Consider the following 14453-nt stretch of genomic DNA (forward strand, 5'->3'; position numbering starts at 1 on the left):
GCTCGACGAAGCCATGGCCGTCGCAGCGGCCTTGTGCGAAGGCGTTCGCGCCGCGCACATCGAGCACAAGGCGTCCACGGTATCTGGGCATGTCACGGTGAGCGTGGGCGCGGCGCTGGCCTGGCCGGCGCAAGGCGGTGGCGCACAATCTCTCGTGGCCATGGCCGACCGCGCGCTCTATGGCGCCAAGGAAGGTGGGCGTGACCGCGCCTGTGCCGACAACGCGGTTGGCGGCCCGCCGCAAGCGCAGCCCGTAGCGGCTCGTCAAGAGGAGGCTGCGTCCGAGCCCAAGGCTGGCGAGCCCGCCGTGGTGGCACTGCCGGCTTCTGCTGAAGCCGGATTTGCGCACACCCTCAAGGGCAAATTCATCAAGCTGCGCTTCCCCGCGGAACAAGAGGCCGCCTACCGTGAGCACGATGCCGACCAACGTCGCAAGCAGCTGGCGCTCATGTCGGTGGTGGGCCTGATGATCTACAACGTTTACCTGCTGGCCAACCGCTCGATGTTCCCCGACATCCAGACCAGTACCTTGCTCTGGATGGTCGGACTCTGCGCAGTTTTATTGCTGTTGTCGGGCGTGGCTTATGTCGCCAAGGTGCCCATCCTGTGGCACGAGGCGATATTCAGCCTGGGCACGTCGATCGTTGGGGTGGCCTCGGCGTGGCTGCTGTCTCAGAGCACGCATTTGACGGCCATCGCCTGTTCGGTGTGCCTGGTGCTGATCCCGATGTTCTCTGGCGTGGGCGCGCGCCAGCCCTTCTGGTTCACCTGCGTGCCGGCGGTGATCACCTGTGTCGCCGCGTCGCTGTTCTTGCACCCCGTTGGGGATCTGCAGAAACTGGTGTTTTTAGACACCATGCTCATGATCGTCAACAACACCAGCTACACGCTGATCCTGGCCTACATGCTGGAGTACGGCTCACGCAAAGAGTGGCTGCTCTCGCACATCGAACGCTACCAGCGCCAGTCTTTGGTGACCGCTACCGAGCGCCTGCATGAGATGTCGATACTGGACCCGCTCACCGGCATCTGCAATCGAAGGCAGTTCGAAGAAGACTTCCAGCGTCTCTGGCTGGATAGCCTGTATAGCGGCAAGCCTCTGGCCATGTTGATCATCGACGTGGATTTCTTCAAGCTCTTCAACGATGGCTACGGCCACCCGATGGGAGACCGTTGCCTCAAGCAAGTGGCCGCGGCCATCAGCCAGACCGCGCAAGAGGGCTTGGGCCTGACGGCGCGCCTGGGCGGCGAAGAGTTCGGCATTTTGCTGCCGGGCGCCAACGCCAAGCAGGCCACAGAACTGGGCGAGCGCGTTTGCGCGGCGGTGCGCAATGCCGCCATCGAGCATCGCTTCTCCCAAGTACCTGGCCACCCCAAAGTGACGGTGAGCGTGGGCGCAGCCAGTGTGGTGGCGCAAAAACGCGTCAACCGCCGCACGCTGTTTGCCATGGCCGACGATGCGCTCTACCAGGCCAAGCACGCCGGCCGCAACCGGGTGGCCACCTTGACTGGGCCGGCCCCATCTCCGCTCAAGATGGCGGGTGCAGCGTGAACGTGCTGGGCGAGAAGTCTGAAACCTTCACACGCGTGGCGCGTCGATGACCGTGACCCGATGCGTGTTACGCCCGGCCGCCTTGGCCTCGTACAAGGCCTGATCGGCGGTTTCGATCAGGGCCGGTGCACCCTGTATTGGCCCAGCCTGGTACGCAACACCAATGCTGGTCGACACGTGCAGGATGAGGTCACCGCTGAGCTCGAACGGGGAAGAAATGGCGTTCAGGATCTTGGCGGCCACCACATCGACTTCTGATACCCGGCTCATCCCCTCCAACAAGATGACGAACTCGTCGCCTGCCAGCCGCGCCACGGTATCGCTGGCTCGCACGCTTGCTGTCAGCCGCAAGGCAAAAGTTTGCAGCACTTCATCGCCAATGCCATGGCCATGGGTGTCGTTGATGGATTTGAACCGATCCAGATCTAGAAAGGCCAGCGCCAAAGGCCGGCCAGAGCGGTGCTGCCGGGCAATGGCCTTGTCCAGCATGTCTTCAAAAGCTCGTCGGTTGGGCAGGCCGGTGAGGCTGTCGGTGCTGGCCAGCGCGAGCAGGTTGCGTTGCGCCAGGCGGGCGTCGGTGACGTCAGTGCCAAAGACGAAGAAGCCAACCACCTGGCCGTCGGGCCCGCGATCAGGCAGGTAGACCAGGTGCAGGTGCCGAAGGGATGTACCTTCGCCCACATCAACATCTGTTTCGGCAGGCTCGCCCCGCAGGGCTTGCTGCAAAGACGCCTTGCGCAAGCCATAGGGCGCATCCCCCAGCACCTCCTGCACCGTGCGGCCAATGGCTTGCTGCTTGCCCACACCCAGCCAGGTGTCAAAGGTCTGATTGCAAAAAAGGTAACGCTCCTGGGTGTCCACATAGGCGATCAGCGCAGGCAGGTTGTCGGCGATGGTATGCAACCGTCGCTCGCTGTCTTCCAAGGCGCGCGCGGCCTGTTTGCGTGAGGTGATGTCGTGCAGAAAGGCAAAGTACCTTCGTCTCGGGTCGCCCGGCAAGGATGGCAGTGCATTGATGGTGACCTCGCAGGGGATGTGGTGTCCCAGTCGGTGCACGGCGGGCAGCTCCAGCCGCTGGCCCATGAGCGGCGCATCGCCCGTCTGCAGCATGTGTTGCATTCCCCGGCGATGGGCATCTTGCAGGTGCGGAGGAATGATGAGCTGAGCCAATTCGAGCCCCATGACCTCATTGCGTTGCCAACCAAAGATGGCCTCTGCCTCAGGATTCCAATCCAGCACCAGGCCTTGTTCGTCGATGCAGATGAAGGCGTTGCGTGCGTTGTGCAGCACCGCCTTGATCAGATCGTTGCTGCGCTGCAGGTCCCGGGTACGCTCCACCACGCGACGCTCCAGGTCGGCTCGCAGTTGTTCCATGGCCTTGTCGGCGCGCTTGCGGTCCGAGATGTCGTCGATGACCGAGATGAAGTAGCGCGCCACGCCATGGCGGCGCACCAGCGCCACGGTCAGATTCGCCCATACCACCTCACCATCGGGGCGCAGGTAGCGCTTTTCCATGGCGTACTGATCAGCCTTGCCTTCGAGCAGTTCATGGACGTGCTGCAAGTCCAGCGACAGGTCGTCTGGGTGGGTGATGTCCTGGAAGGTCGCGCCGTGCAACGACTCAGGAGGCCGCCCCAGGATGCGGCACAAGGTGCTGTTGAACTCCAGCCAATGGCCATCCAGCCCGACCAGGGCAATGCCCACGGCAGCTTGCTCAAAGATGACGCGGAACAAGGCATTGCTTTCAGCGCGGTCGGCGTCCTCTTCAGCCGCCAGGACTTGAGCCCGCCAGGCGGCCTCCCGGCGCAGGATCTCATTGCGCGCGAGCATGGCCAGGTCTTTAAGGGTTTCGAGGTCATCGGCGCTGAAGACGCGAACCCGGTGGTCGATGACGCACAGTGTGCCCAAGGCCAGGCCCTCAGAGGTCGTCAGTGGTACACCGGCATAAGCACGCACCGGGTTTTGGCCGGTCACCAATGGGTTGTGCTGGAAGCGAGCATCCTGACAGGCGTCTTCCACCACCAACGGCTCGCCACCATGGATGGCATGAGCGCAGAAGGCGACGTCACGCGGTGTTTCCGTGGCCGACAGCCCGACGTTCGACTTGAACCATTGCCTGGACTCATCGACCAGCGAAATGAGTGCCACTGGTGTGTGAAGCAACTTGGTTGCCAAGCGCGTCAGGGCGTCGAATACAGGCTCTGCAGGCGTGTCCAGGAGGTGCAAAGCCCGGAGCATGGCCAGCCTGGCAGCCTCATTGGGGGGTTTGCCCGGAGGGGTCATGCTCATCCTGAAATGGTGCCGAGCACATCATGGCACGCAGAAACACGGCCTTGCAAAAGTCCATCAGAAATGCGGCGCATTGAAGATCGCTGGAAAGCGTGTTCAGTTGGTCACGGCCTTGGAGGGCTATGCCCTGTGGAAGGTGCTGGGCAAGGTTGAAGTGCCTTGCGGCCCGGGTTCAGAAGCCCGCCGCCCGCGCTCAGCGCTTACCCAATAGCGGTGACCGGCCTATCTTTTGCCCACCTTGCGCTCAAGCCACCTTGCGTGGCGCCGCTGGCGCTGCCCCCGCCGCATGCGGCTTGCGGAACGCCATCACGCCATCTTCCAGCTCGCCGTTGTGCAGCTGCTCGGTGTCAAGCTTGTAGTTTTGGTACAGCTTCCACGGAGCGCGGTCGGCGCCCTTGGGCAGGTAGTGCTCGGCACGGGCCACGTAGTTCGAACTCATGTCCAGCATAGGAATGGGCTTGACGTTCGGGTCATTGCGCTCCGGCACGGCAATGCGGGTGCCGGTCTTGTCCATGTGCTTGAGCAGGCGGCACACGTATTCGGCGATCAGATCGGCCTTCAGCGTCCACGAGGCATTGGTGTAGCCAAAGGTGTTGGACAGGTTGGGGATGTCACTGAACATCAGCCCCTTGTACGAGATGTGCTGGTTCATCTCGATGGCCTGGCCGTCCACGCTCATCTGCATGCCGCCAAACAGGCGCATGTTCAGGCCCGTGGCCGTGACGATGATGTCGGCCTCCAGTACCTGGCCCGATTTCAGCAGGATGCCTTGGTCGGTGAAGCGATCGATGTGGTCCGTCACCACCGAAGCCTTGCCCTTGCGCAGCACCTTGAACATGTCGCCATTGGGCACGGCACACAGGCGCTGGTCCCAGGGGTTGTAAGGCGGCGTGAAGTGCTTCATGTCGAAGTCCTTGCCCACCTGCGCCTTCACCTGCTTGAGCAGCACCTTGCGCATGAAGTTGGGGTACTTGCGTGACAGCTTGTAGATCGACTGGGTGATGAAGTTGTTGCGCGCCCGGCTCATCTTGTAGACGGTCATCTCGGGCAGGAACTTCAGCAGCAGGCGCACCATCGGGTCGAACTGCGGCACCGAGATCACATAGCTGGGCGTGCGCTGCAGCATGGTCACATGCTGGGCCTTTTCCGTCATCGACGGGATCAGGGTGATGGCGGTGGCGCCGGAGCCGATCACCACCACGCGCTTGCCGGTGTAGTCCAGGTTCTCGGGCCAGAACTGGGGGTGGATGACCTGGCCTTTGAAGTCGTCGCGGCCCTTGAACTCGGGCGTGAAGGCTTCTTCGTAGTTGTAGTAGCCGGAGCACATCATCAACCAGCCGCAGCTCAGTTGCACCGTCTCGCCCGAGGTTTTGAGCACCGTCAGCGTCCAGGTGGCGGACTCACTGCTCCAATCCGCCGACAGCACCTTGTGGCCGCAACGGATCTTGTCGTCCATCTTGTTTTCGCGGGCCGTTTCGCGGATGTAGTTGCGGATGCGGTCGCCGTCAGCGATGACTTGCGGTTCGGTCCAGGGCTTGAAGTTGTAGCCCAGGGTGTACATGTCGGAATCAGAGCGGATACCGGGGTAGCGGAACAAATCCCAGGTGCCGCCGGTGGTGTCGCGGCCTTCCAGGATGGCAAAGCTTTTGTCGGGGCAATGGGTCTGCAGGTGGCGGGCTCCGCCAATGCCGGACAAGCCCGCGCCAACGATCAAGACGTCAAAGTGTTCAACCATTTGGAATTCCGTGTGCAGGCCCTGGGGACTGACTGCGATGTGATAACGAATGTGCGCACTCTACATCTGGCAAGAGGCGTTGTCAAATCACTTCCTTTGCGTGCTTGGTCATTGGCCGACGCCACCGGCCCCATCACCCATCACCATCTGGACCGGTGATCTTCGGTCACGCCCAACAAGCCCGAGACCTGACGCACCGGCGCACCCTGCGAGGCCCTGACGGTGCCGTTGAAGGTGCCCACCGGCTGCACATAGTGGCTGGACGCGATCCAGACATCGCGGTCTTCCTGCCGGGCACCTTCTGGTATGAACATCAGGTCGAGCAGGCCGTCGTCGGTGTGGACATGCCAAGGCGCCATGGGCCGCTTTGGATTGAACTCGAACTGGGCGGCACCCAAGGGAATCAATTGGCCATCCAGCCAAAGCGCGTTTTCATTCACGCCGAAATAGCCTTGCTGCAGGTTGAACCCGAGCTCGGCGCTGTGCGCGCAAGCCCAGCGCCAATCGGTGTCGCGCGCCAGCAAGCCGTTGGAGCTGTCCAGGCAGGCCACGGCGTTTGACAGGTCAAAGCGCCGCCCCCGCACATTCAGCCAACCACTCACCGGCAAGGCCGACGACTTTTGAGTGGCGTGCGCGACACCGCCCGCCACCGGGCCCACGCCCAATAGAAAAGGGGCTGCCCCGGCCAGGGATAAATCCACCTGCACCTTCATGGCAGGGGTGCGCACACTCAACTCGAGCACGTCACCCCCCGGAGTCTCGCCATCTTCATCTGAGGCGCCATGCTCAAGCCGCAAGCGCGCAAAGGGGCCTTTGAACCAGGCCCGCGCGCCCTGCACCGGTTCGTCAGACACGCCACCCTGCCAGCCCGGCAAACCGTCCTGCCGCCAGTTGGCCACCATCTCGCCGCGCACACGGTCAAACGCGTAGGCAAACGCGGAGCACATCCACCCCAGGTCCACGATGGCCACCCCGACGAACACCTCGTCATTGCCGATGCCCACGTACTGCCAACGCTTGTGGTGCAAGTGACGCCACAGCCAGGAACGCGCGTGCGGCCCCTGCAGGGCTTGCCAGTCAATGCGGTCGATCCGACCCGCATAGCGACCGAACAACGGCGCGCCACCGGACACGATGTGGGAGGGGGCTGGCGGCAACATGGGCAGGTCATCTCGCTTCATGGTGTGAAGCCTCGGCTTGATTGGGCCCTTGGTGACTCGGTGTTTTCCAATGGGAAGAGTGACAAATCACCGCTTTGCCGTGCCATTACCCCAAGCGGGGCCCACTCGCGGGATAATCCCCCTCATGCAACCCCAAGCCCTCCTCGAACTCACCGGCGCTTTGCTGCGTGACATCCTCAAGCTCGACGCCCCAGCCGACGTGCTGGTATCGCTGTTTTTCCGCAAAAATAAAAACCTGGGCCAGCGCGAACGCCACGCCCTGGCCGAGACGGCCTACGCTGTGCTGCGCCAGAAGTTGCTTTGGCAACATTTGGCCCAGTCCGGCTTCGGCCCCATGGACCGGCGCCTGACGCTGCTGGCCTGGCAGGGCCAGGAACACGTGCTGAAACTGGGCATCAACCCGGACGAAGCCGCCTGGCTCGACCGCATCAAGAAAATCGACCGCACCACCCTGCCCGACAAGCTGCGCCACAACCTGCCCGACTGGCTGGCCAACCGCCTGCGCGAGCAGCTCAGCCCGGAAGATTTCTGGGCTTTTGTCGAAACCATGTCGGCCGGCGCGCCGCTGGACCTGCGCGTCAACCCGATCAAATCCAAGCGCGAAGCCGTGCTCGAAGCCTTGGCCGCCGCCGAAATCCCGGCCACCGAAACCCCGTTTTCACCGTGGGGCATCCGCATCGAAGGCAAGCCCGCCCTGCAAAAAATGGATTTGTACACCGGCGGCCACGTCGAGGTGCAGGACGAAGGCAGCCAGCTGCTGGCCCTGATCACCGGCGCCAAGCGCGGCGAGATGATCGTGGACTTTTGCGCCGGCGCCGGCGGCAAGACGCTGGCCTTGGGCGCCATGATGCGCAACACCGGTCGCCTTTATGCCTTTGACATCTCCGGCCACCGCCTGGAAGCGCTCAAGCCACGGCTGGCGCGCAGCGGGCTGTCCAATGTGTACCCCACGCAGATCGCGCACGAGCGCGATGACCGCATCAAACGCCTGTCGGGCAAGATCGACCGCGTGCTGGTGGATGCACCGTGCACGGGCCTGGGCACGCTGCGCCGCAATCCCGACTTGAAATGGCGCCAAAGCCCCAAGGGTGTTGAAGAGCTGCAGATCAAGCAAAAGGCCATTTTGCACAGCGCGGCGCGTTTGCTGAAACCCGGCGGCCGACTGGTCTATGCCACGTGCAGCCTGATGCCCGCCGAAAACGAAGTCGTGGCCGATGCCTTCACGGCGGAACACCCGGAGTTTGTGCAGCTGGACGCGCGCCAGTTGCTGGAGCAAGGTGGGGTTGTGCAGGCCGAATCGCTGACAACCCCGGCGGGCCACCTCAGGTTGTGGCCCCACCGGCACCACACCGACGGCTTCTTCGCCGTGGCGTGGGAAAGGAAGGCTTGATCAGAACAAGCTTTCTTTGACGTAGATCACGTCATTGGCCCGGAGCTTGTCATTCATGCCTGGCTCCAGGATCTGCACGGCGCCAGCGGTGTCACGGCGGTGAACCCTGATGCCCTTGGCCGTGCCACGTTGTGTCAAACCGCCCACCGAGGCCAGGGCCTGCAGCAAGGTCATGTCGCGTTCAAGGCGCATGGCGCCGCCACGCAGCACTTCGCCATAGATGTAGACCACGGGGGCACGGTCCACCCAGATGGCGTCGTTGTTCTCTAGCGCGAAATCTTCAGCCGTGCCCGAGGCCGCAAACACCAGCGGGAAGTCGATTTCCTTGCGGAAGGGCTTGCCATTGCGCTTGCCAGACACGACCACGATGTCCGAACCAGCGCCAGCGACAATGCCGCCAGCCTGGGCCAGCAAGTCGCTCACCCGGTTGGAACCCGACTCCAGGGGATAGCGACTGGGGCGGTTAACCTGGCCCAGCACCGACACCTGGTTGCTCTTGACCGCGGTCAGCAGGATGCTGACCTGAGGCTGCTTGAGGAAGTTGCCGCTCTTGAGGCCATCGGCGATTTTCTTTTCAGCATCCGATACCGACAGGCCGCCCAGCTTGACCGTGCCCAGCAATGGGTAAGAGATGGTGCCAGCTTCAGAGACGCGTGCATCCAGCGTCAGGTCCACGTTCTGGAACACCGTGATGCGGATGATGTCTCCGGCACCCAGCACATAGTCGCCTTGCGATGCGGCGTGAGCATGGCCGGCGGCCATCAAGGTCACCGACAGCAGCCATTGAGCGATGAGACGCATCCACTTCATGTTGAAAAATCCTCTGGTCAGGTAAATTTATAGGGCAGACGCCCTGCGAACGTGTCAATGTATCACCTGCCCTTGACACCTCTGGGTAACCCCCAAAGCGCCTCAGGGCTGTGCACAACAGCTCAATAGAGTCCGTTTTCGCGGGCTGGTTCCATGCGGGCCAGAAATGCCGCAATCTCGTTGGCGGGCATCGGCCGGGCCATCCAGAAACCCTGCACCTGATCGCAACCCAGCGCGCGCAACATCACCATCTGCTCGGGCAGCTCCACGCCTTCGGCGGTGGTTTCCAGGCGCAAGGCCTTGGCCAGGCTGATGATGGCGGTCACCACAGCCTGGGCGTCGGGATCGCTGTCCAGCGAGCGCACGAACATGCCGTCGATCTTGAGCTGGTCCATCGGAAAGCGGCGCAAATACGCCAGCGATGAATAGCCGGTGCCAAAGTCGTCCAGGGCCACGCGGATGCCCCGGCTGCGCAAAGCGGCCAGGGTGGCTTGCGCGCCCTCGTGGTCATCGATCAGGGCCGATTCGGTGATCTCCAGCTCCAGGCGCTCTGGGGGCAAACCGCTGTCGGCCAGTGCCTGCTCCACGATGTCCACCACCGAGTGGCTGCGGAACTGCACCGCCGACAGGTTGACGGCCACGCGGATCGAGCCCGGCCACTGCATGGCCACTTTGCAGGCCTGGCGCAGCACCCAGGTGCCCAGGGGCACGATCTGGCCGGTTTCTTCGGCCACGGGGATGAATTCATTGGGGCCGATCAGGCCGCGCTCCTGGTGCTGCCAGCGCACCAGGGCCTCAAAACCCACCACCTGCCCGGTGCGGGTGCTGACCTGCGGCTGGTAGTGAACGGCAAATTGCTCATCGGCCAGCGCCACGCCCATTTCTTGCTGCAGGCGCGCACGCGCCCGCGCGCTTTCGCCCATGACAGGCACGAAGAAGCGGTGCGTGTTGCGCCCGCCGGCCTTGGCCGCGTACAGGGCCAGGTCGGCACTTTGCAGCAAGGTTTGGGGGCTGATGCCATCGCGCGGCGCCAGCGCCATGCCAATGCTGGCACGCACTTCCACGCGGACATCTTCCAGCTGACAAGGGGTGGCCAAGGCCGCCAGCAGGCGATCGCCCAGCTCGGCCGCCGAGGCTTCATCACCGGCCTGCCAACTCAGCAAAGCGAACTCGTCGCCGCCCAGGCGCGCCAGCAGATCGCCCGGTGCCACGCAGGCCTTGATGCGCGCGGCCACACTGCGCAACAGTTGGTCGCCCAGGGCGTGGCCCAGTGAATCGTTGATGCCCTTGAAGTTGTCCAGGTCCACGAACAACAAGGCACAGCCGCGCTGCGAGGTCTCCACGCTGGCGCACACCCGCGCCAACTCCAGGCTGAAGCAATGGCGGTTGGCCAAGCCGGTCAGGGCATCGACATTGGCCAGGCGCGCCATTTCGTCACGCGCAATGCGCCCCTGCGTCACATCGGCGCCCACGCCGCGCCAGCCAGCGGCACGCCCCCGATCGTCAAACAGTGGTTTGGCCATCAATGACCACCAGCGCAATTCGCCATCAACCTGCACGGGCAACTCCAGATCGCGGAAAGGGCGGCCCAGGCGCAAGTGGGATTGCAGCTGATCAAAGGCGGCCGCCGCCTCGGTTGATTCGGCGGGCAGCATGGTGGACACCAGGTCGGTGAACGAGTGCTTGAGCAACTGATGGGCCGACAGGCCAAAAGACTGCGCCAGGCGCGCGGACACGTGGCGGAAATGCCCGGTGTGCGAGATCTCCCAAAGCCAGTCGCTGGCGTGCTCTTCAAAATCGCGCAGCAAGAGGTCGATCAGTTGCCGCTGACGATCGGCCTCGGCCTCGGTCCGCAAGCGGCTGAAGAACATGCGCGCATTGGCCATGGTGACGCCCATGACGGTCACCGCCCAGATGCCCAGCAAGCCCAGGATCGAGACATTGTTGACGTAGATGGAACGCTGCAAGGCCATGGCCGTGGCGCCAGCCATCACCAACACATAGGCGCAGGCCGCGATGGGGATGGAGCTGAGGATCAGACCCCCACCGCACATCATGCCCACCAGGACCGACGAGATCAGCAACTGCCCCAGGTGGTCGGTGGTCGGAAATATCATGACCGGAATGGCGGCCCAGATGACGGCGAAGGTCGCGACGCTCGAGCTCACGATGTGCAAGTCACGTCTGGTGGCCACGGGCTTGGCCGTGCCCGTCAACAGCCCGCGCATGCCCCGGTCCAGCAGCACCAGGCTCAGCACGGCGAGCACCACCCACAGACACAGCGACCAAGAAGGCATCTGCCCCCAGAAGGTGGCCGCAATGGTGACCGTGCCGACGAGGTTGCCCATGAACACCATGGGCAGCAGGCCCACGACGGCCAGGATCTGGCGCGCCCGGAAGTGCCGGGCATTGTGGCCATCCACGTGCTCGCTGGCGGACGCTTCGCGCCACAAGGTCGTCAGGCGCTGTCGCCAGTCGCTCGGCGGCGGCGGCGGTGGTGGCTGTGGCATCGGTTTTGCCTTCAATGGGACGGAAAACTCGGTCATGGGCAAGTCATGGACAACTTCCACGGGACATCGGCCTTTGGGCGCCCAACTTGAGCGCGCGAGGGCGTTTGGGGTCGTTTTGGGGGCATTTGGCTTACCATCAGTGCCCCTGCCGTGCCCTGAATGCCTGCTGCCATGAGCGACTCGAAGCCCTCCCTGTCTGACGCCGAACAATCCCTGAGCGATGCTGCGCTGGAATACCACCGCCTGCCTTCGCGGGGCAAGATCGCCGTCACGCCCACCAAACCGCTGACCAACCAGCGCGACTTGTCGCTGGCGTATTCGCCCGGTGTGGCTTACCCCTGCCTGGCGATCCAGAAGGACCCGAGCCTGGCATTTGACTACACCTCGCGCGGCAACCTGGTCGGCGTGATCACCAATGGCACCGCCGTGCTGGGCCTGGGCGACATCGGCCCGCTGGCCAGCAAACCGGTGATGGAGGGCAAGGGTTGCCTGTTCAAGAAGTTCGCCGGCATCGATGTGTTCGACATCGAACTGGCTGAGCGCGATCCGGACAAGTTGGTCGACATCATCGCGGCGCTGGAGCCCACGCTGGGCGGCATCAACCTGGAAGACATCAAGGCGCCCGAGTGCTTCTACATCGAGCGAAAGCTCAAGGAGCGCATGAACATCCCCATCTTCCACGACGACCAGCATGGCACGGCCATCATCTCCAGCGCCGCGCTGTTGAACGGGCTGGAGCTGGTCGGCAAGAAGATCGGTGAGGTGAAGATTGCCGTGTCGGGCGCCGGTGCCGCCGCCATTGCCTGCCTGGACCTGATGGTGGGCCTGGGCGTGAACCGCGCCAACGTGTTCGTGTGCGACTCCAAGGGCGTGATCCACACCGAGCGCAGCGACAAGCTGGACGAATCCAAGCGCCGTTATGCGCAGCCCACCAATGCCCGCACCCTGGCCGACGTGATGGATGGCGCCGACGTGTTCCTGGGCTGCTCGGCGGCCGGTGTGGTCTCGGCCGAGATGGTCAAGACCATGGCGCGCCAGCCCATCATCCTGGCGCTGGCCAACCCCGAGCCCGAGATCCGGCCCGAGATTGCCAAGGCCGCGCGCCCCGATTGCATCATCGCCACGGGCCGTTCGGACTACCCCAACCAGGTCAACAACGTCTTGTGCTTTCCGTACATTTTCCGGGGCGCGCTGGATTGCGGAGCCACCAAGATCACGGATGAAATGAAGCTGGCCTGCGTGCGCCAGATCGCCGATCTGGCCAAGTCAGAGACCAGCGACGAGGTGGCCGCCGCCTACCCGGGCCGCGAGATGCGCTTCGGGTCCGACTACCTGATCCCGACACCTTTTGACTCGCGCCTGATTCTGCGCATCGCGCCGGCTGTGGCTGAAGCGGCGGCCGCGTCGGGCGTGGCCATGCGGCCCATCACCGATCTGGTCGCTTACCGCGATTCGTTGTCGCAGTTCGTCAGCAACACTGGCCTGTTCATGCGACCGGTGTTCATGGCCGCCAAGGCCGCGCCAAAGCGCATCGCCTTTGCCGAAGGCGAGGACGAGCGCGTGCTGCGCGCCGCCCAGGTCGCCATTGATGAAGGCATCGCGCACCCCATCCTGGTGGGCCGCCCCGAGGTGATCGAAGAGCGCGTGCTGCGCGCTGGCCTGCGCCTGAAAGCGGGTGTCAACTGCGAGGTGGTGAACCCCGGCAAGGACGAACGCTTCCGCCAGTATTACGCGGCCTATCACGCACTGCGCGCCCGCGATGGCATCACGCCTGAGCTGGCCAAAGTGGTGGTGCGCCGATCCAACTCGCTGATCGCCACGATGATGGTGAAGCTGGGCGATGCCGACGGGATGATCTGCGGTGTGATCGGCCGCTACGACCTGCACCTTGAGCAGGTCCGCGAAGTGATTGGCCTGCGCCCCGGCGCCCACGGATTGGCGGCGTTGAACGCGCTGATCCTGGAGCAGCATTCACTGTTCATCGCCGACACCTTCGTCAATGAAGAGCCGACCGCTGAGCAACTGGCGGACATTGCCGTGCTGGCGGTGGAAGAGGTGCAGCGCTTTGGTCTGCCACCGCGCGTAGCCTTTTTGTCGCACTCGATGTTCGGCTCCAGCACGCGGCCTTCGGCCCGCAAGATGCGGCTGGCGCGTGACTTGTTCGTGGCCCGCATGCCGCACATCCCGGCCGATGGCGAGATGCAGGGCGACGCGGCTTTGAGCGAAAGCGTGCGCAGCAAGCTGCTGCCCGAATCCACCTTGCAAGGCGCCGCCAACATCCTGATTCTGCCCAACTTGGACGCGGCCAACATCCTTTTCAATGTGTTGAAGATGACGGGGGGGCAAGGCGTGACGGTGGGGCCGATCCTGCTGGGCGCGGCGGCGCCGGTGCACATCCTGACCCCGTCGGCCACGGTGCGGCGCATCGTGAACATGACGGCGCTGGCGGTCGCGCATGGTGCGGCGGCTAGCGCGGGGCGCTGATGTAGCGTTTGACGATCGCTTTGTCTTGGCGGGGAGCGCGGGGCGCGGGCTGGGGCGGTCTCCGGCAGGGCTTCAGCTTGGTGGTCCCGCTGTTAGCGGGACTCCCTTGCGATGCTCGTGCCAAGGTGGGGCCGTGGAACTCACTGCGCGGATTGCATCCGCTTCGTTCAAACAACCACGGCCAGTCAGATGTTGATGCGTGCTGCGCACGCCCACCTCGGCACTGTGCTTCTCAGCACCAAGCAGGCGCCCTGCCGGAGACCGCCCCAGCCCTTTTTCGCCCCGCTGGTGGCATGCCACGGTTGCAATTCGTGCCACGCCACCAGCGGGGCGAATCAGGGATGAGTCGGAGGCGGGCGGGGCGACTTCGGGGGCGACGAGGCGCGCAGGCCACGGCGGGTTGCCCCTCGCACAGGGAGGGGTCGGCGAGGACTGTTTGAGCGCGCAGCGCGAGTTCCGCAGCCGCCCGCCGTGGCCGAGCACCGAGCGCAGTCCGCCGCAA

General features: G+C 63.9%; 8 protein-coding genes. 3 read left to right on the forward strand and 5 right to left on the reverse strand.

The features are described from left to right. On the forward strand, positions 1-1552 hold a 1552-nt coding region (locus tag H7225_RS03235), incomplete at its 5' end, for a diguanylate cyclase (RefSeq protein WP_290659351.1). Between the two features lie 27 nt (positions 1553-1579). Here H7225_RS03235 and H7225_RS03240 read toward each other — a convergent pair. From H7225_RS03240 to H7225_RS03250, 3 genes are all read right to left on the reverse strand, one after another. Next, on the reverse strand, positions 1580-3835 hold the full coding sequence (locus tag H7225_RS03240; protein ID WP_290659352.1) for a PAS domain S-box protein: 2256 nt from the start codon (positions 3833-3835) through the stop codon (positions 1580-1582). A 250-nt stretch (positions 3836-4085) separates the two neighbouring features. Next, positions 4086-5576 carry an NAD(P)/FAD-dependent oxidoreductase gene (locus H7225_RS03245; protein ID WP_290659353.1) on the reverse strand — a complete coding sequence of 497 codons (1491 nt, stop codon included), beginning with the start codon at positions 5574-5576 and terminating at the stop codon, positions 4086-4088. A gap of 140 nt (positions 5577-5716) precedes the next feature. Beyond that, on the reverse strand, positions 5717-6757 hold the full coding sequence (locus tag H7225_RS03250) for a DUF2804 domain-containing protein (protein ID WP_290659354.1): 1041 nt from the start codon (positions 6755-6757) through the stop codon (positions 5717-5719). 124 nt (positions 6758-6881) lie between these two features. Between H7225_RS03250 and H7225_RS03255 the strand changes: the two genes are divergently transcribed. Then, positions 6882-8147: an RsmB/NOP family class I SAM-dependent RNA methyltransferase gene (locus H7225_RS03255; protein WP_290659355.1), complete on the forward strand. Its 1266-nt coding sequence runs from the start codon at positions 6882-6884 to the stop codon at positions 8145-8147. Here the strand turns inward: H7225_RS03255 and epsE are convergent, their stop codons facing one another. Together epsE and H7225_RS03265 are read right to left on the reverse strand one after the other, a co-directional pair. Further along, a complete protein-coding gene (epsE, locus tag H7225_RS03260) occupies positions 8148-8957 on the reverse strand; it encodes a polysaccharide export protein EpsE (protein ID WP_290659356.1) in 810 nt (269 codons plus the stop codon). It lies immediately after the preceding gene. A 122-nt stretch (positions 8958-9079) separates the two neighbouring features. After that, complete coding sequence (locus tag H7225_RS03265; protein ID WP_290659357.1) at positions 9080-11467, reverse strand: EAL domain-containing protein; 2388 nt, start codon at positions 11465-11467, stop codon at positions 9080-9082. A gap of 171 nt (positions 11468-11638) precedes the next feature. Between H7225_RS03265 and H7225_RS03270 the strand changes: the two genes are divergently transcribed. Then, on the forward strand, positions 11639-13951 hold the full coding sequence (locus H7225_RS03270; RefSeq protein ID WP_290659358.1) for an NADP-dependent malic enzyme: 2313 nt from the start codon (positions 11639-11641) through the stop codon (positions 13949-13951). Positions 13952-14453 lie beyond the last annotated feature (502 nt).

Source organism: Aquabacterium sp., assembly GCF_014378415.1.
Lineage (GTDB): Bacteria > Pseudomonadota > Gammaproteobacteria > Burkholderiales > Burkholderiaceae_C > Aquabacterium.